The 17,805-nt window shown below is 66.8% G+C and carries 19 protein-coding genes and 1 pseudogene; 9 read left to right on the top strand and 11 right to left on the bottom strand.

The window, feature by feature from the left end; all coding sequences use genetic code 11:
- Positions 1-77: 77 nt before the first annotated feature.
- Both LO55_RS23310 and LO55_RS23305 read left to right on the top strand, forming a co-directional pair.
- Positions 78-266 carry a hypothetical protein gene (locus tag LO55_RS23310; RefSeq protein ID WP_071363290.1) on the top strand — a complete coding sequence of 63 codons (189 nt, stop codon included), beginning with the start codon at positions 78-80 and terminating at the stop codon, positions 264-266.
- A 157-nt stretch (positions 267-423) separates the two neighbouring features.
- Entirely contained in the window at positions 424-618 is a 195-nt protein-coding gene (locus LO55_RS23305) for a hypothetical protein (protein ID WP_005669623.1), read from the top strand.
- 12 nt (positions 619-630) lie between these two features.
- On the opposite strand, the gene LO55_RS23300 is transcribed toward LO55_RS23305, so the two are convergent.
- Positions 631-870: a hypothetical protein gene (locus LO55_RS23300; RefSeq protein WP_071363289.1), complete on the bottom strand. Its 240-nt coding sequence runs from the start codon at positions 868-870 to the stop codon at positions 631-633.
- A 185-nt stretch (positions 871-1,055) separates the two neighbouring features.
- Between LO55_RS23300 and LO55_RS26785 the strand changes: the two genes are divergently transcribed.
- Entirely contained in the window at positions 1,056-1,196 is a 141-nt protein-coding gene (locus LO55_RS26785; RefSeq protein WP_218146021.1) for a hypothetical protein, read from the top strand.
- Between the two features lie 59 nt (positions 1,197-1,255).
- Complete coding sequence (locus LO55_RS23295; RefSeq protein WP_071363288.1) at positions 1,256-1,627, top strand: hypothetical protein; 372 nt, start codon at positions 1,256-1,258, stop codon at positions 1,625-1,627.
- A gap of 22 nt (positions 1,628-1,649) precedes the next feature.
- On the opposite strand, the gene LO55_RS23290 is transcribed toward LO55_RS23295, so the two are convergent.
- The 10 genes and pseudogenes from LO55_RS23290 to LO55_RS23250 all read right to left on the bottom strand — a co-directional run bounded on the left by LO55_RS23290 (position 1,650) and on the right by LO55_RS23250 (position 13,204).
- Complete coding sequence (locus LO55_RS23290) at positions 1,650-1,871, bottom strand: hypothetical protein (protein ID WP_005669630.1); 222 nt, start codon at positions 1,869-1,871, stop codon at positions 1,650-1,652.
- 136 nt (positions 1,872-2,007) lie between these two features.
- Positions 2,008-4,839 carry a bifunctional diguanylate cyclase/phosphodiesterase gene (locus LO55_RS23285; protein ID WP_071363287.1) on the bottom strand — a complete coding sequence of 944 codons (2,832 nt, stop codon included), beginning with the start codon at positions 4,837-4,839 and terminating at the stop codon, positions 2,008-2,010.
- Between the two features lie 146 nt (positions 4,840-4,985).
- Complete coding sequence (locus LO55_RS23280) at positions 4,986-5,762, bottom strand: spermine/spermidine synthase domain-containing protein (protein ID WP_071363286.1); 777 nt, start codon at positions 5,760-5,762, stop codon at positions 4,986-4,988.
- A gap of 48 nt (positions 5,763-5,810) precedes the next feature.
- Entirely contained in the window at positions 5,811-6,680 is an 870-nt protein-coding gene (locus tag LO55_RS23275; RefSeq protein ID WP_083415530.1) for a lysylphosphatidylglycerol synthase transmembrane domain-containing protein, read from the bottom strand.
- On the bottom strand, positions 6,673-7,602 hold the full coding sequence (locus tag LO55_RS23270; RefSeq protein ID WP_071363285.1) for a glycosyltransferase family 2 protein: 930 nt from the start codon (positions 7,600-7,602) through the stop codon (positions 6,673-6,675). The genes LO55_RS23275 and LO55_RS23270 overlap by 8 nt, the downstream gene beginning before the upstream one ends.
- Positions 7,584-9,101 (bottom strand): glycosyltransferase family 39 protein, encoded by a 1,518-nt coding sequence (locus LO55_RS23265; protein WP_083415529.1) that lies wholly within the window; start codon positions 9,099-9,101, stop codon positions 7,584-7,586. Before LO55_RS23265 ends, LO55_RS23270 begins: the two co-directional genes overlap by 19 nt.
- Before the next feature lie 298 nt (positions 9,102-9,399).
- Positions 9,400-10,191: a citrate:proton symporter gene (locus tag LO55_RS27440; RefSeq protein ID WP_441293281.1), complete on the bottom strand. Its 792-nt coding sequence runs from the start codon at positions 10,189-10,191 to the stop codon at positions 9,400-9,402.
- An 85-nt stretch (positions 10,192-10,276) separates the two neighbouring features.
- Positions 10,277-10,910, bottom strand: a pseudogene (locus LO55_RS27435) (citrate:proton symporter); the annotation flags it as partial.
- 151 nt (positions 10,911-11,061) lie between these two features.
- Complete coding sequence (locus LO55_RS23255; protein ID WP_071363283.1) at positions 11,062-12,513, bottom strand: sensor histidine kinase; 1,452 nt, start codon at positions 12,511-12,513, stop codon at positions 11,062-11,064.
- A gap of 4 nt (positions 12,514-12,517) precedes the next feature.
- Positions 12,518-13,204, bottom strand: coding sequence for a response regulator (locus LO55_RS23250; protein ID WP_071363282.1), 687 nt, complete (start codon positions 13,202-13,204; stop codon positions 12,518-12,520).
- Positions 13,205-13,403: 199 nt separating this feature from the next.
- On the opposite strand from LO55_RS23250, the gene LO55_RS23245 reads away from it, so the two are divergent.
- The 5 genes from LO55_RS23245 to LO55_RS23225 all read left to right on the top strand — a co-directional run bounded on the left by LO55_RS23245 (position 13,404) and on the right by LO55_RS23225 (position 17,755).
- Entirely contained in the window at positions 13,404-14,465 is a 1,062-nt protein-coding gene (locus tag LO55_RS23245; RefSeq protein ID WP_071363281.1) for a porin, read from the top strand.
- A 34-nt stretch (positions 14,466-14,499) separates the two neighbouring features.
- Positions 14,500-15,480 (top strand): Bug family tripartite tricarboxylate transporter substrate binding protein, encoded by a 981-nt coding sequence (locus tag LO55_RS23240; protein ID WP_071363280.1) that lies wholly within the window; start codon positions 14,500-14,502, stop codon positions 15,478-15,480.
- Between the two features lie 89 nt (positions 15,481-15,569).
- Complete coding sequence (locus tag LO55_RS23235) at positions 15,570-16,202, top strand: exopolysaccharide biosynthesis protein (RefSeq protein ID WP_071363279.1); 633 nt, start codon at positions 15,570-15,572, stop codon at positions 16,200-16,202.
- Between the two features lie 103 nt (positions 16,203-16,305).
- Entirely contained in the window at positions 16,306-16,581 is a 276-nt protein-coding gene (locus LO55_RS23230) for a hypothetical protein (protein ID WP_005669652.1), read from the top strand.
- The gene (locus LO55_RS23225; protein ID WP_229410220.1) at positions 16,571-17,755 is read left to right on the top strand and encodes a GGDEF domain-containing protein; all 1,185 of its coding nucleotides are present in this window, start codon (positions 16,571-16,573) and stop codon (positions 17,753-17,755) included. The genes LO55_RS23230 and LO55_RS23225 overlap by 11 nt, the downstream gene beginning before the upstream one ends.
- Positions 17,756-17,805 lie beyond the last annotated feature (50 nt).

The raw sequence follows: 17,805 nt of genomic DNA, 5'->3' as shown, positions 1-17,805 counted from the left end.
CCGCCCAATCGAAAATCCCGGCGCCGGGATACGTGCTAGGCTGGTGTCGACTTCATCCACTGATCGGGAGGGGAAACATGAGCAACTCCAAGTCGAGCGGCGCCCAGAACAAGCAGTCGGGCGCACCGGGCAACCTGTCCGAGGAAGACCAGGCCAAACAGCGCGCCGGCAAGTCGGACAAGAGCAGCCACAATGCCAAGTCGCGCATCAAGGCCGGCACCGGCGAAGGCGCCGGCGGCGGCGCCAAGCAGAAGGCCAGGCGCTGAGAGAAGTGATGAGTGGTTTTGCCGGTGGTGCGCCACCGGCGCGGCGGGTGCCTGCCCGCCGCGGTAACAGGCAACAGCAGGCAACAACGTTGCCTTCCATGTCCTCGCGCGCCAGCATCCAGGCAAGTCCGGCGCGCGTCCAACCTGAGAGGCCCATATGAGCGAACTGCAATCGTTTGAATCCTGGCGCGAGCGCGTCAGCCAGCACTTCCATTCCACGCCCGACCCGGAATTTCCCGGCGAACCGCCGGCGCCGCCCGCGCCGCCGCCGGTGCCGGACGACGTTCCCGACCCGGTCAATGCCCCGGTCGAGGAACCGCGCCTGCCCGAACCGCCGATCCGGGCACACTAGTCGGCCTGGAGCTCAGACTCCGGGCGTTCCCTGGCGGTTGCCTTCCGGCGCACCGCCGCCTTCTTTGTCTTCCTTGCCGCCGTGCTGCGCGCCTTCGTCGGCCTGCCGGTTCGATGGCAATGGAGGAATTCCGCGAATCATTTCATCGGTTTCGTGCTGTCCCGGAGAACGTTCGCCGCTACCGATGTCCGCTTCGTCGTACATCGCGCGGCCCTTGTTCTTGGGATCGATACTGGGCGTCGGGTCGTTCATGCTGTGCTCCGCTAAAGTTGTCAATGTCGTACGATCCTAACAGGCCGCCAGCAGTCCCGGCGCGCGGCAGGACGGCGCATGCGGTGTTGCTTTTTCGTCGTCCATGACGCGGGTGTGCTCGCTGTCACATAGCGGCAACAATGCGGTTTCTATAATGAGCTTGTAACAATAAAAAGCAGGAGGAGATGATGGGTTCGACCTTGTACAACAAGATTTACCTGGGCCGCCGCCCGCTGCTGGATTCCACCCACGCCCGGCTGGCGCTGCTGCTCGGGGTGATTGCCGGCGCCGGGATCGGCTGGTACGCGCTGCGTTCGCTGCGCTGAAGGTTGCCGCCATGGGCCGAGGCGCGTACCATGCGCCCTTTGCTTAATTGAATGCGGTAATGAAAAACGAAAAGCTGACGACGGACGAATACGATGCGCTGGAACTGGTGCGCCGTGGTGGCAAGCAGAACCTGGCGACGGCCTGCGTCGGGCGCAACACCAAGCGCCTGTGCGGCATCAAGCTGATGTCCTTCGGCCGCGACAAGCGGCTGGCGCTCACCGAAAAAGGCGAAGAAGTGCTGTTCCTGCGCCGCTGCGTGCTGGGCCTGCGCGCGCTCGCCGCCGACCCGATGGCGGCGGTCGACGAAGACGTGCTGCGCTTCCTGGGCCGCAAATCGCACATCCTGCCGCTCGAGGCGGGCGGCCATGCGCTCAGCGAGCGCGGCCGCGAATCGCTGGCCGACATCGACCAGCAGGAAGAACGCCGCTGATACCCAGCGGTGGCGCCGGCGGCTAGCTGGCGCGGCGCAGCTTCGGATAGACCAGCGCCCGCACCGCCACCTCGGCCGGCACGTTCATCGTGGCCAGGAATTCCGCCGCGCGCGCCAGGCCGAGCGTCGGGATCGACGCCACCGCCTGGTTCACCAGGTCGCGCGTGCGATCGTCCACGCGCTGTCTGCGGCCCGCCTGCACGCCGGACGCGCTTGCCGCGTCAGGCGTTTCGTTGATCATCATGGTCGTACTCCGTCAATGCGATATAAGCACGGTGATTGTACGTCTACCGATCATCAAATGGCTATGGAAATGTTTTCGAGAAGACAATTCTCATGCTTGCCGGATAGGGGCGTTGCGGCGCCGCCTCAGCGTCGATTTAAACGGGCAATGATGCTTCCTGCTCGAGCTGCGGCGCCGGCAGCGCACGGCGCTGGCGCAGCAACTGCTCGAAGTCATCGGCTGGCAGCGGCTTGCTGAAGTAATAGCCCTGCATCTCGTCGCAGCCGTGGCTGCGCAGGTAGTCGAGCTGTTCCGCCGTTTCCACGCCCTCGGCGATCACCGCCAGCTTCAGGTTGTGGGCCAGGGCGATGATCGAGGTGACGATCGCGGCGTCGTTGGCGTCATGCGTGATGTCCGCCACGAACGAGCGGTCGATCTTGAGCACGTCGATCGGGAAGCGCGACAGGTAGGAGAAGCTCGAGTAGCCGGTGCCGAAGTCGTCGATCGACAGGTTCACCCCGAGCGCCTTCATCCGGTGCAGCAGCTCCACCGCCGGCGTGACGTCGCTCATGAACAGGCTTTCGGTCAGCTCGATCTCGAGGCAGGCCGGGTCCAGCCCGGTGTCGTACAGGGCCGACTCCAGGCTTTCCAGCAGGTCGGGGGCGCCGAACTGGCGCGCCGACAGGTTCACCGCCACCCGCAGGCGCGGCAAGCCCGCATCCTGCCAGGCCTTGTTCTGGGCGCAGGCGGTGCGCATCACCCAGGCCCCGATCTGGACGATCAGGCCGGTCTCCTCGGCCACGCCGACGAAGCGGCCCGGCGGCACCATGCCCAGCTCCGGATGGTTCCAGCGGATCAGCGCCTCCATGCCCACGATCTGGCCGCTCTTGAGGTCGACCTGCGGCTGGTAGTGCAGCACGAACTCGTTGCGCTCGAGGGCATTCCTCAGCGCGCTTTCGATGCGCACCCGCTCCTGCGATTCCTCGTTCATGGCCGGGGTATAGAACTGGAAGTTGTTGCGGCCCAGCTTCTTGGCGCGGTACATGGCGATGTCGGCATGTTCGATCAGGCTCTCGCTCGACGTGCCTTCGCTCGGATACACCGCCACGCCGATCGAGCAGGTGACGAAGAATTCCTTGTTGCCGAGCATGACCGGCTGCGCCACCGCATCCATCACCCGCTGCACGATGGCCGGATTGAGCGGCTCGTCGGCATGTTCGCCCAGGATCGCCACGAACTCGTCGCCCGACAGGCGCGCCACGGTGTCGGCATCGCGCAGCGACGAGCGCAGGCGCGCCGCCACCGTCACCAGCAGCACGTCGCCGGCCTTGTGGCCCATGCTGTCGTTGACGAACTTGAAGCGGTCCAGGTCGATCAGCATCACCCATACCGGACGCCCGCTGCGGTTGGCGTAGGCGAGCGCCTGGCCCAGGCGGTCCTGCAGCAGCGAGCGGTTGGGCAGGCCGGTCAGCACGTCGTGCTGGGCCACGTGGTGCACGCGCTGCTCGGTGAGCTTGCGTTCGGTGATGTCGCTGCCGGTGCCGCGGTAGCCCTGCAGCGCGCCCTGGTCGTCGAAAATCGGCTGGCCGTTGACCAGGAACCAGCGCGTGTCGCCACGGTCGTCGACGATCTGGTATTCGAGATTCGTGAATGCCTCGTGGGCCTGCATCCTGACCAGGTGCTCGCGCCCGCCCTCGCTGTCGAGCAGGCCCGGCACGTATTCCCAGCGCGTCTTGCCGAGCAGGCCCTCGACCGCAACGCCCGATTTCTCGGTGAAGCCGCCGGTGATCATCGTGAAGCGGAAATCCTTGTCCTGCTCCCAGTACCAGTCGGACGACATCGCGACCAGCTGGCGGAAGCGCTGCTCGCTTTGCAGCAGCGCCTTTTCGGCGCGCTCGCGCGCGGCCATGTCCTCGATCAGGCGGCGATTGCTGCGGCGCAGGTCCGAGGTGCGCTGGCGCACCAGTTGCTGGACCTTGCGCGCGCGCATCCCCGCCGACTGGACGAAGGCGGTGCCGAGCAGGGTCACCAGGATGCCGCCCACCAGCAGCGCCACCGAGGCCATGTGGTCGGCCAGGAAGGGGCGCGGCGCGGCGGCGACCTCGACCCGCCATGGGCGCCCGCCGGCCTGCAGCACGGTGGCGCGGATGCCATGGTCCGGCCGCAGCCAGCCGGCCAGCGCCGGGCGCGCGCGGGGCGCGGTGGGTCCGGTCGACAGCAGCAGCGCCGCTGGATCGGCCTGTTCGCCGGCATACACCGACACGAAGATGTCGTCGCGGTCCAGCAGGCCGGCCCCGAGCAGCGACTCGTGCACCAGCTGCTTGCCCCGGACAACGGCCGCGGTATTGCCGAGCAGCTCGCCGCGCTTGCCGAACACCGGCATGACCAGATCGAAGGCGACGGTCCCGGTCCGCACCAGCGTGAACAGGCTGGTCGCGGTGGGCTGGCCGCTGCTCTTCGCCCCGTCGAGCGCGGTCATGAGGGATGCGTCGCGGCCCAGGTCCAGGCCGAAGGCGCCTTCGTTGCCCTGCATCGGCTCGACGTACTCGATCACGTGGTAGCGGCCGCGCGGCGCCGCCGGCGCCAGGCCGCCCGGTGTCTTTTCGGTCAGGACGGCGCCCGGCCGCACGTGCTGCAGCTCGGCCTCGACCGCCGCGCGCTCGTCGGCCCGCACCACCCGGTGGTAATGGAAGGCCTGAATGAACTGGTGTCGCTCCAGCAGGCGCGCGGTGAAGTCGGCGAAGCGTTCGCGGCTGACCGGCTCGCCGTTCGAAAACAGCTGGTTGGTCACCGCCAGCACTTCGATCGCCCCATTCATCCCCTGGCGCACCGCCGCCACCCGCTCATCGGCGCGCTGGGCGAAGGCGAGCGCCATATTGTCGTATTCGAGGTGGCTGACGCCCATGAACAGGCCGAAGGAAGCCGCCAGGCCGCCCCCCAGGGTGAGGGCCGCCGCGAGTGTCAGTGAACGGATCGGTCGGCGCGGCATCGGGTCGTGTTCCTGGACTATGGTCTGACGATGTAGGTAGGTTGAAGGAAAACTGCTTGCTGGTAGGCATTAATCCGCGCAAGTGTGTCATAAACGCGATGGGCTCGCAAACAAATCCTATCGTGCGAGACAATTCGTCCACACGTTCACGCCCGGCGCCGCGCCAGCCAGCCCACCAGCAGGCGCGCCAGCAAGCGGTTGCTCCAGCCCAGGCCACGGCCTTCCTTGCATGCCATCCGGGTGAGCAGGCGTTCGCCGCGGCCAGGCGCCGCGCCCGGATGGGCGGGGCGGAGCGCGAACAGGATCCGGTTGTTGCCGGCGATGCGCGCGAACCAGGCCAGGCGGCCGTCGAAGGCGGCGCGCAGCCGCTGCAGCGCGCCCGCGTACTGGGGATCGTAGGTAAAGATGTTCGCCACCAGCACGCCGCCCGGATGCAGGGCGCGCCGGCAGGCGCCATAGAAGGCGCTGCTTGCCAGGTCGGACGGCAGGCCCTGGCTGTCGAAGCCGTCGACCAGCAGCACGTCGCAGCAGAGCGGCATGCGCGCCAGGTAGTCGGCCGCGTCGCAATGCAAGACATGCAGGCGCGCGTCGTCGGGCGGCAGGCAGAACTGGTCGCGCAGGGCGATCACGTCATCCCGGATCTCGAGCACAGTGATGCGGGCGCGCGGAAAATGGCGGTGGCAAAACTTGGCCAGCGAGCCGCCGCCCAGGCCGACCATCACGATGTGGCGCGGGTCGGGCACGAACAGCGCGAAGCACATCATGGCGCGCGTGTATTCCAGCACCAGCGCGTCGGGCCGCGAGACCAGCATCTCGCTCTGGACGTCGCCGGGGGTGAACTCGAGGGTGCGACGGTCGCCCTCGGTGCGCACCAGGGGCGGGCGGGTGGCGTCAGCGGCGGGGTGGGGGAGCGGTTCGGGCATGGAAGCAGTATATGCGAGCGGTGCGACTCGCCGGCGCAGTGTGAGGTGTCAGCTGCGCGCGTAGGTTTCCCAACTCCCTGGAAGCAACGCAGCCCCGATCAGCGACGATCCTGCGGTAATCAGAAAGAACACGATTGCGGCCAGCACCCCGACCTCCGATCCCAGGCCGAGCAGGCGCAGCCCATAAACAAACGTCAGCTCGCGCATGCCAAGGCCGCCAATGGTGACGGGCAGGACTGCGGCGATCGAAGATGCGAGGAACACAGCCAGATACTGCGGATACTGGCCGAGCGGCACGCCTAATCCGGCAATAATGGCAGCCATGCAGGCAAGTTGGAGGGCCTGGACGACGAGAGCGCAGCAGCAGGCGCAGAAAATCGCGGGCCACCGCATCTTCAACCAGCAACGGTGCGCCAGGACCAGGGCCACGACGATCGTCAGGCAGCCCGCCACCCAGGCGTGAACCGTGTGACTCAGCCAGGTGAGGCCAAGGAATGGCACCAAAGCACAGCCAAGGAGCAGAAGGGCCAGCAGGCCGCTGAAACGGTCGAACAAGGTGATCCCGACCAGCACTTTTCCTGACGCCGCGCCCTGACGGCGCAATACCAGTATCTTGTACCCGTCGCCGCCGATGCCGCCAGGCAGCGCAAGGTTCAGGTACATGCCGGCGTAATACAGCTTCAGGTTATCGATCTCGCCGATGCTCAGTCCCACGTGGCGCTGGTAGATGTTGAGCCGCACAGCGCCGGCGATCTTTGACAGGTTGAACAACAGGACGCCAAGCAGCAGTCCGGCCAGGACCGGCCCTGTCAGCGATAGATCCCGGTACTGGCTCATGTCAAGCTGCCGCAATACCAATCCTCCCAGGAACGCAGTGATCATGAGCTGCAGCGCGAGCTTTTTGCGGCCGCTAAACACAAATCTCTTTCTTGATCGTATAGGGCTTTTTCTTCTGCGATTCGTAATAAGTCCGCATCACCAGGTCGGCAACAAAGCCGGTCGTGATCAGCTGGATGCCGGCCACCGTGAGCAGCACGCCCAATATCAGCAGTGGCCGGCCGCCGATGGATTCCCCCATCAGCTTCTGCAGCAGCAGCCAGAGGTTGACCAGGCAGCCCGCCAACAACAGGAACAGGCCGGCGCCGCCAAAAAAATGCATCGGGCGCTGGCCATACTTCTTGAGGAACAGCATCAGCAGCAGATCGCTGGCGACCTTGAGGGTGCGACCGATGCCATATTTCGACACACCCGCGTGCCGCGCGTGATGGCGCACCTCCATCTCGGTCATGCGGGCGCCGTACATGCTCGCCAACACCGGCATGTAGCGGTGCAGCTCACCGTACAGGCTCAGGCCCCTGGCGACGTCCGCCTTCAACAGTTTCAGCGTGCAGCCATAGTCGCGGATGAACACACCTGTCGAGTGGCGGATGAGCCAATTCGCAATCTTGCTCGGGACCTTGCGAAGCAACAGGCCATCCTTGCGCCTGGCGCGGATACCGGCCACCACGTCCCAGTTTTCCAGCGCCAATTTTTCCATCATCAGCGGTATGTCGCAGGGATCATTCTGCAGATCGCCGTCGAGCATGACAATCAATTCGCCGCGCGCTGCATCGATGCCGGCAGCCATCGCTGTCGTCTGCCCGTAATTGCGGTTGAACACCAGGATCCGGGTGTTGGGCCGCGCGACACGCTCGATTTCACCGATCGTGTCGTCGTGCGAGCCGTCGTCGACGAAAATCACCTCATGCTCGATGCCGGACAGGGCGGCGGCAATGCAATCCACGAGCGGCGCGATGTTACCCTGTTCGTTCATTACCGGAATCACGACTGACAGCAGCATGTTGTGTCCTCCACGTTGAGATGGACATAGTCGAAGGTCATGCTTCCCTTGCCCCCGAAACGGTAGCCGAGACGGATCCGGCCCTGCTCCGTGACCTGGGCTTGCGGGCAGGCCTGGCGGAAACGGTCAAGCCAGCCAGGTGTGGCGTCCTCGTCCATGACCAGCAGCACCTGCCCGGCAAGTCGCTCTTCGCTACGGATGGCGTGCTCCAGCAGCAGGGTCCGCAGGCGGGGCTGTTCAAAATGAAGATTCCCGGCGATGAGCGTTCCTTCGGTCACCACCGTGGTCGTCGCCGGGAAACGGCGCACGAGTTCCGAGGCCAGTTCCGGATAGGGATGGTGCGGCGGGGCGATCTTGCCAAGCGCCGGTCCGAACCAGGTGCGCATCGGCAGCAGTATCAGAACGAGCAAGCCGACCGCGACGACGACCGGGCGCAGGCGTTCGAACGCGGCCCGTCGCGGCAACCTGGGCGCGACGGCAAACAGCGCCAGCGGCAGCGAGAACAGCAGCGGCATCATCCATCGATCCTTGATCTTCCCGACCTCGCCTGTGAGGACAATCGCGACCAGCAGCGCGAGAAAGCTGGCGTACAGGCAGAGGAAAAAGCGACTTTCCGGCGCGCGGAGATCGAATGCGATCTGCTTGCGCAGGCGGCGCAAGGCGAATAGGTAGACGAGCACCGGCAGCACTGCAAATGCCAGGGTTGCCGACAACAGGCTTGCCAGCCCGGCGCCAACGTTGTCCAGGTAGCCGGCTTCTCCAGCGCCTTCCGCCAGCTTGCGCACCGTGCCGGCGGCCGCGGCGTCCAGGTTCTGCATCAGCCACGCGCCATGCGGCAGGAACACCAGGAACGCCGTTCCCGCCGCGATCACGACTTTGCGGTTCCAGAGGACGTGCCGATGCTCGCGCACGAGGAGGCTGGCACAGACAAGTCCGGCCAAGAAAATGCCGAAGTTGTATTTCGTCTGCAGGCCGAGTCCGACGAGCAGGCCGAACAAGGCGTAGCCCCTTGCATCAGGTTTACGCAGCACGGCGAAATAACACCACAGCGTGGCGCAGGCGACGCTGGTCAGGAGCACGGAGTGGGTCAGGTCGCGCAGCGATTCCCAGCCTATCTGCGGGAAAAGCACGAGCGAGGCGGCGGCGGCCAGCGCGCCATGGACGCCGATCAGCGGCCGCGCCGCCCGGTACATGCCGAGGTACAGGGCAAGGAGGATCAGCACCTTGGGCAGTGCCAGCGCAAAGAGGTTCAGACCGAACATCGAGAATGCCAGCCACTGCAACCATGCGTACAACGGCGGCTGGGTTCCGTAACCAAGCTGCAGTTGCTGCGCAAGGTACACGATCTCGGCCTCGTCCCGCTCCAGCGAGCCAGTGACCGTCATCTGGATCAACAGGTGTGCGGCAAAGTAGGCTAACAGTGCAGCAAGGAGATGGCCTTGTTCGCCGCGAATCGTTGGCGCCGCGTCACGGGCATCAATCCGGATTCCTTCTGTCATGGTCGTCCTCGACGCTGATATGCTCAGTATTGAGCATTCCAAGCGATTGCAGCAGCGAACGCCGAGGCGAGGGACGCGAACGATCAAACATCGACCGGATTGAAGGTGCTCGAGAAGAAGTTGGACGTGTCTGCCGTCGGCGGACTAACGAGGCGGTCTTTCGGGGGCGGCCTTGCCTTGATCGGCTCGTTGCTGAGCGCAACTAACAACAGGCAAAAGCGTCGCCCCTATTTCGAGGATGCACAAGCCGTCGCCAGGCCGGGCGCAGTCGCCATCGCATCCATTTCGGAAAATGACATCAGGCGCTCGACCCCATCAGCGGCACGACGCCGAAGATGACGGCGGCGACCAGCATCACCAGCGAGGCCGAGATCGACCAGATCAGGGTATAGCGCTGGTGGTCGCCGAATTCGACCTTGCACATGCCGACCAGCAGGTAGGTGGAGGCGACCAGGGGGCTGAGCAGGTGCACCGGCTGGCCGATGACCGAGGCGCGGCCGATTTCCGCCGCCGTGATGCCATACACCTCGGCGGCCTTGGCCAGCACCGGCACCACGCCGAAATAGAAGGCGTCGTTCGAGATGAAGAAGGTGAACGGAATGCTCAGGATGCCGGTGACGATGGCGAGATACGGCCCCATCCACTCCGGCACCGCCGCGATCACGCTCAGGGCGATGGCGTCGACCATCTTGGTGCCCTGCAGGATGCCGACGAAGATGCCGGCCGCGAAGATCAGCGACACCACCGGCAGCACGTTCGCCGCATGCGCCTCGATGCGCGCCTTTTGCGCTTCCAGGCTCGGATAGTTCACGGTGATGGCGATCGCGAAGAAGATCATGAACAGCACCGGCAGCGGCAGGGCGCCCAGCACCAGCAGCACCAGCAGCGCCACGGTCAGCAGGAAGTTCACCAGATCAGCCTGGGGCGCGCGGTGTCGGGCGAGGACACGCCGACCGGCGGTTCGTCGCCACCGCCCGAGCCGCCCGAGCCGTCCGGGCCGACGGCCGCGCCGGGCTGCGCTTCGATGCGGCCGGTGGAGAAGGCGTGCACATTGCCTCCGTGCGCAGCGGCGCCCGGTGCGGCGCTCCACTGGCCGGTGGTGCCGTTCATGGCGCCGGCCACCGCGAGTTCGGGGAAGGCCGGTTGCAGGACGGTCGCCGGCTTCTTGACGCTGGCCTGGCCCGGCAGGCTCACGGTGCCCAGGCGCTTGCGTTCGCGCATGCCCAGCACCCAGGCCACGAACATCACCCACACGGCGGTGACCGCCATCGGCAGGATCATCGGCACGAAGATGTCGCTCACGTCCACGCCCAGCGCGGTGGCGGCGCGCGCCGTCGGGCCGCCCCAGGGCAGGATGTTCATCACGCCGCCGGCCAGCATGATCACGCAGGCCATCGTCAGGCGGCTCATCCCCAGGCGCATGTACAGCGGCAGCATGGCCGACACCGTGATCATGTAGGTGGTGGCGCCGTCGCCGTCGAGCGAGATGAACATCGCCAGCGCCGCGGTGCCGACCACGATCTTCATCGGGTCGCCCTGCACCAGCTTGAGGATGATGCGTACGATCGGGTCGAACAGGCCGGCGTCGATCATGATGCCGAAATACAGGATGGCGAACATCAGCATGACGCCGGTGGGGGCCAGCGAGCGGATCCCTTCCAGCATCATCGGGCCGAGGCCGGCGCCGAAGCCGCCGATCAGGCCGAAGGCGATCGGCACGACGATCAGCGCGACCAACGCCGGCAGGCGCTTGGTCATGATCAGGAACATGAAGACGACGACCATCGAATAGGCGAGGATGGTCAGCATGTCATGCTCCGCGGAGGGTAGGGGATAGCGCCACGGGATGGCGTGGATGCGCGGCGCGCGCGAAAGCCGGCTGCTTCATGATGTCTCCGATCGTTGTCGTGAATGGGGTAGTGCCCCGTTTTCGCCAACTATAGGCCGCGCAAGCTTTCAATCAGCTTTCAGCGCGCGGCGCATCGAAGATCACCTCGACTTTCAAGCCGCCGGCATCCGCGCGCCCGAGCTTCAGGGCGGCGCCGTGCAGGCTGGCGACGTCGCGCACGATCGCCAGGCCCAGCCCGGTGCCGCCGGGATTGGCTTCCAGCGTGGACTGGGCGCGGTAGAACGGCATCAGGACCTTGTCGTATTCGGCGTCAGGAATGCCGGGACCGCTGTCGCTCACCGCCAGCACGACACGTTCGTCGCGCCGTCCCATCCACAGCAGCACGCTGCCGCCGGCGGGCGTGTAGCGGATCGCGTTGTCGACCAGGTTCGCCACCAGTTCGTGCAGCAGCAATTCCCGTCCGACGACCGTGGTGTCGGCGTTGGCCTCGACGTCGAGCGCCAGGTCGATGTCCTTCTGCACCGCCGGCAGGGCCAGCTCCAGTCCCACCTGGCGCGCCACGAGCGCCAGCGTCACCGGCTGCGCCTGTTCTCCGCCGCCGCCATGCTCGATGCGCGCCAGCACCAGGAGGCGGTTGGCCAGGTGGATCGCCGAGTCGGTGGTGCCGGCGATCGAAGCGACGATGGCGCGCATCGCGGCCGGATCGTTTTCGCGCAGGGCCAGCGCGGCCTGGGTCTTGAGCACCGCGAGCGGGGTGCGCAGCTGGTGCGAGGCGTCGGCGATGAAGCGGCGCTGGCTGGCGATCAGGTCCTGCATGCGCGCCATGGTGCCGTTCATGGCCGCCACCAGCGGCCGCACCTCCTTGTGCACCAGGGCCTGGTCGATGGTCGACAGGTCGGACAGCGGGCGCGTCTCGACCTCGTTCTTGAGCCGCATCAGGGGCCGCAGCACCAGCCGCACCGCGAACCACACCAGCGCCGCCACCGCCAGCACCAGCACGGCCTGGCGCAGCAGGGTATTCAGGAGGATGTCGCGCGACAGGGCGTTGCGCGCGTCGAGGGTCTCGCCGACCTGGATCAAAGCGATGCCGCGCATCGAATCGTCGTAGACCGGCTGCAGCAGGGCCGCGATGCGCACCGGTTCGCCGTTGTAGCTGGCGTGGTAGAAGCGCACCAGGGCCGGATACAGGTCGCTGCGCGGCACGCCCGCCGGCACCGGCGGCAGGTCGTCGTAGCCGCTGACGGTCTCGCCATCCAGGCCGGTGACCTTGTAGTAGATGCGGCCCAGGGTGTCGGTCTCGAAGCTGTCCAGCGCCACATAGGGAACGTTGGCCACCACCTTGCCGTCCTTGACCGTCACGCGCTCGGCCAGCGCGCGGGTGGACGACAGCAGCGAGCGGTCGTAGGCCACGTCGGCCGCTTCCAGCGCGTCGCGGTACAGCGACACCGCATTGAGCGCGACCAGCGCCACCAGCGGCAGGATCAGCCAGCGCAGCAGCTGCTGGCGCAGGCTGCCGAGCGGCCGGGCCGCGGCGCGTTGCAGCAGGGAGATGCGCTGGCCCATGGCCTCAGGCGGGTTTTTCTTGCATCAGGTAGCCGATGCCGCGCAGGGTGACGATGGCGGCGTCGCCCCCGGGCCGCTCGAGCTTCTTGCGGATGCGGTGGATGTACAGCTCGATGGCGTCGAGATTGGCGTCGTCGCTCAGGGCGAACACTTCCTGGAACAGTTTTTCCTTCGATAGCGCGCGGCCCGGCCTGGCGATCAGCGCTTCGAGCACCGCGTGCTCGCGCGGCGTCAGCGCCAGCGGCTCGCCGCAGTAGGAAAACATGCGCGACACGGTGTCGAAGGCGAGCTGGCCGCAGCGGTGCACCAGCGCCTCGTTGCCGCTGCGCCGGCGCAGCAGCGCCTTCACGCGCGCTTCGAGTTCGGCCAGCTCGAACGGTTTGGCCAGGTAGTCGTCGGCGCCCAGGTTCAGCCCCTGCACCTTGTCTTCCAGGCCGCCGCGCGCGGTCAGGATCAGCACCGGCGTGTTTGCGCGCGCGCCGCCGCGGGCGCGCAGGCGGCGCAGCACGTCCAGGCCGTCCATGCGTGGCAGGGTCAGGTCCAGGATCACCAGCGCATAGTCCTGGGTGTGCAGCAGGGCGTCGGCATCGGCGCCGGTGCTGGCGCATTCGACGGTGAGGTGGGCGTCGCGCAGCGCCTTCGACACCCAGTGCGACAGCTCGACGTGGTCTTCAACTAGCAGGATTCTCATCGCGCCAGTGTAAGCGCAAAGGCCCGGCGGCGGTAGGGGGGACGGGGACGCCGAGTCGGCTCCGCCGTCCACGCGGTGATGGTTGGCAGCTGGTTCATCCGGTACGAAAGCGGAGCCGGGACTGAAAGCGAACTGAAAGGTAGCCGCGCATATAGTCGGTCGAATAAAGCAATACAAACATATAAGATTCGGAGACATCATGAAGCAGTCGGCCCTCGCGCTCGCCGTCCTGGCAGCGCTTTCCCTGAACCATTCCGTCCACGCCCAGAGCAACGTCCAGGTCTACGGCCTGATCGACGCCGGCGTCGAATACGTCAACCATGCCGCCGAGGATGGCGGAAACATGGTGCGCGTGATCTCGGGAGGCAAGAACACCTCGCGCTGGGGCTTTCGCGGCAGCGAAGACCTCGGCGGCGGCCTGAAAGCGATCTGGCAGCTCGAAGGCGGCCTCCTGATGGATACCGGTGAAAGCGATGGCGCCGTGTTCAAGCGCCAGGCCTGGGTCGGCCTGGACGGCTCGCTCGGCCGCCTCGTCATCGGCCGCTCGTTCACCACCACCTATGAACTGGTGATCAAGTTCGATCCGCTGGGCTTCGCCCCCAATTATTCCTGGGCCACCGGCGCCAGCGCCACCGGGCCGTCGAAATATGGCATGACGACCCAGTTCGACAACCTGGTCAAGTACACCGGCAAGAGCGGCGGCTTCACCTATGGCGCCACGGTCGGCCTGGGCGAGCGCTCGGGCAGCCTGGCCGAAGGCCGCAAGCTGGCGCTGGGCGGGTCGTGGTTCGGCGAAGGCGGCCTTGGCTTGATGGCCGCCTATGAGCAGATCAACGGCAACGCCGTCGCCGGCGTGCCCGCGCGCGACGAGACCACCGCCTACCACCTGGCGGCGGATTACCAGACGGGCAAATGGCGCTACACGGCCGGCATGCGCGGTTTCGAGCTCGACGCGGGAAGGGCGGGCGCCGACCTGCGCGCCGACACCTATTGGGGCGGGATCTCGCGCACGATCGATAACGTGACCCTGACCGGCGCCGTCTACCACGTCAACACGAAGGACGTGCCGGCCGTCGAGGACGCCGACCCGACGATGTTCGTCGTGCGCGGCATGCTGGCGCTGTCCAAGCGCACCACGCTCTACCTGTCGGCCGCGCACGCGAAAGCCGACCACGGCCAACTGGTCGGCCTGTCGCGCGACGACCCCGGTTTCGGCACGACCCAGACCGGCATCACGGCCGGCATGCAGCACCGTTTCTGAGCCGGTCCGCCACCGCCGCCGGCATGGCGCTATCATGCGTCCCATGAGATTCGTGCACACCTTCCTCGTCATCCTGGGCCTGGCGCTGGCCGCGCCCGGCGGCGCCCAGCCGCGCGAGGCCGAATGCCTGATCCCGTCCAAGCCCGGCGGCGGGATGGACCTGACCTGCAAGCTGGCCCAGAAGGCCCTGCACGGTCAGAGCGGCGCGCCCGAGCTGCAGCTGAGCTACCTGCCGGGCGGCGTCGGCGCCGTGGCCTGGCACACGATGGTGTCGCAGCGCCGCGCCGAAGCGAACACCCTGGTCACCTTTTCCGGCGGTTCGGTGCTCAACCTCGCGCTGGGCAAGTTCGGCGACGCCGACGTCGACGACGTGCGCTGGGTGGCGGCGTTCGGCGCCGACTACGGCATGATCGCGGTGCGCGCCGATTCGCCCTGGCAGTCGCTCGACGACCTGTTGCACGCCCTGAAGCGCGATCCTAAAAAAGTCTTGATCGGCATGTCCGGCACGGTCGGGAGCCAGGACTGGATCAAGATGGCGCTGCTGGCACAGATGGCCGGCATCGATCCGCGCAAGATGCGCTTCGTCGCGCTCGAGGGCGGCGGCGAGCAGTTCATCGCGATGCAGGAAAACCACGTGCAGGCGGTGTCGGGCGACACCTCCGAGGCCTTGCTCTATACCGGCGACGGCCGTGTGAGGGTGCTGGCGGTGCTGTCCGAGCGGCGCCTGCCGGGCGCGCTGTCCGGCGTGAAGACCGCGCGCGAGCAGGGTTATGACGTGGTCTGGCCCGTGATCCGCGGCGTGTGGATGGGGCCGGACGTGCGCGAGGCCGACTACCGGCGCTGGGTGAAGGCGTTCGACAATATGGAGGCCAGCCCGGAGTTCGCCGAAAAACGGGCGCGCGCCGGCCTGTATCCGTTCTCGCTCACCGGCGACGCGCTGACGCGGTACATCAAGCAGTCGGTCGCCGGCCATCACCGCCAGGCGCGGCAGTTCAAGCTCTTGCGCGAGCGTTAGCCGCCTGGGTCGGGCCCGGCTATACTGTCGCACCGACGCGCTGGCCCGGCCCAGGCGTCGTTCCGCACAACCCAAGATTTCAGGACGACATGAACACAATGTATAGTGAACCGGTTTCCCAGCGCCTGCGCTCCCTGGTGCGCGACATGCCGCGCACCGGCATCACGCTCAGCGAATTGATCCACCGCGTCGGCAACGACGGCTTGCTGATCCTGGTAACCCTGCTGACCCTGGTGTTCCTGATCCCGATCTCGATTCCCGGCGTGAGCACCGTGTTCGGCGCCGCCATCCTGCTCATCAGCGTCAGCCGCCTGTTCGGGCGCGACCTGTGGATCCCGTCGAAACTGTCGCACCGCGTGATCGGCACCCGCAAGCTGCGCCCGCTGCTGCGCAAGGCGCTGTCCTGGCTCAAGAAGCTCGAGCGCGTCAGCCGTCCAAACCGCATCCAGTGGCTGGTGGCGGCCGGCCCGGTCGCCTTCTTCAATAATGCGGCCCTGATCCTGGGCGCCGTGCTGCTGATGATGCCGTTCGGTCTGATTCCTTTCAGCAATACCTTCCCGGCGGTGGCCATCCTGTTCCTCGCCATCGGCCTGCTGCAGCGCGACGGCCTGTGCATCCTGCTGGGCCACGTCAGCAATGTCCTGACGATCCTGTATTTCGCCGTCCTGATCGGCGGCGGCGGCCTGGCCATCCGCGAGGTGTTCAGCCGCTTCGCCGGCTGACGCCGGCAAACGCGTTGATGTCCAGGAGCAACGTCGAGGCGGAAGAGTTGGCTTGTTGCAAAGCATCTTCTTCTGATAAGCTGGCCGCTTCGATGGAGAGCCCATGTTCCTGGACCATCCCACCATGACCGCGACCAATGCCGTGGCCGAGCCGGACCGGCTCGAACGGCTGCAGCGCGTGTATGGCTACGCGACGGCGCTGGCCGAGGGATCGGGCAATGGCGGCTTCGTCGATAAAGTCACGCAGCTGCACGATCACAAGGGCACCCTGATCGTGTTCTGGCACGAACCGCCCCTGGAAGCGGAGCGGGACTATTTCACCCGCGCCTGGGCCAGCAAGGTCGGCGACGGCACCCTGAACGTCGAACATGAGTACTGACACAATGATGCTGGACGCGTCGACCATGGTCCTGGTACTGGCATTGGGCAATCTGACCCTGTGCGCGCTGCTGACCTTTTTCAATCACGGTCCGAACCGCTCGCCGGCGCTGGTGCTGTGGAGCCTGTCGAAACAGATCCAGGGCGGCGCCTGGCTGCTGCTGGCCCTGGGCGACGCCGGCGTGGTGCCGGCTGCGATCGCGGTGCCGGGCGGCTACGCCTTGCTGTTCGCCGGCGTGGCGGTCGAGGGCGGCGCCTCGTGGGAGGCGGCGCGGCGGCGTGCCTGGCGCACCCCGACCATGATCGCCGGCGGCCTCGCGATCCTGGCTTTCTTCCTGTGCTACCTGATCGACGAGGAAGCCTTGCGCGCCGTGGCGGCCTCGCTGCTGCTGGGCGGCTTCTATTTCTCGGGCGCGCTGGCATTGAGCTGGCGCTGGCGCGACGTCAGCCTGCTGCAGCGCTTCCTGGCGCTGGCCAGCATGGCGCTGGCCCTGGTGGTGGCCGCGCGCGGCCTGTCGGTGCTGTTGTTGCCGGGCGGCTGGGGCTGGCTGACGAGCGAGCTGCTGGGCCAGCTGTCCAGCGGCGCCCTGTACCTGCTCATGCTCGGCAATGCCTTCGGCGTGCTGCTGCTGACGCGCGAGCGCCTGCAGGACGCGCTCGAGCGCGCCGAGGTGATCGATCCGCTGACCGATGCCCCGAACCGGCGCGGCTTCTTCCAGCTGTTGGCGCCGTGGATGGCGCTGGCGCGCCGTCCCGGCCTGCCGACCGCGCTGGTGGTGTTCGATCCGGACGGTTTCAAGCGCGTCAACGACAGCTACGGCCACCCGGCCGGCGACGTCGTGCTGCGCCAGATGGTCGAGCTGTGCCGGCGCCAGTTGCGCGACAGCGACCAGCTGGGCAGGGTGGTCGGCGTCGAGTTCGCGCTCCTGCTGCCGCGCACCAACCTCACGGAGGCGGCGCTGGTGGCCGAGCGCATCCGCGCCGCGATCGAGTCGACCCCGTTCAAGGGCGAGCGCGCGATGATCAAGCTGACCGCCAGCTTCGGCGTGACCATCATCCGCCCCGAGGACAGCACCACGACCCTGTTCCAGCGCGCCGACGAGGCCCTGCAGCGGGCCAGGGTAGCGGGACGCAACCGGGTGGAGCTGGCCAGCGAGACGCTGGCCGAGGTGTGAGCCGCCTAAAGTAAGTACGCGCGCGCCGCGATGCGGCGCGCCGTCACGCG

The organism is Massilia timonae (assembly GCF_001866515.1).
Lineage (GTDB): Bacteria > Pseudomonadota > Gammaproteobacteria > Burkholderiales > Burkholderiaceae_D > Telluria > Telluria timonae.
The sequence above is the reverse complement of the archived record's forward strand: the minus strand, read 5'-3'. Positions and strand labels throughout refer to the sequence as shown.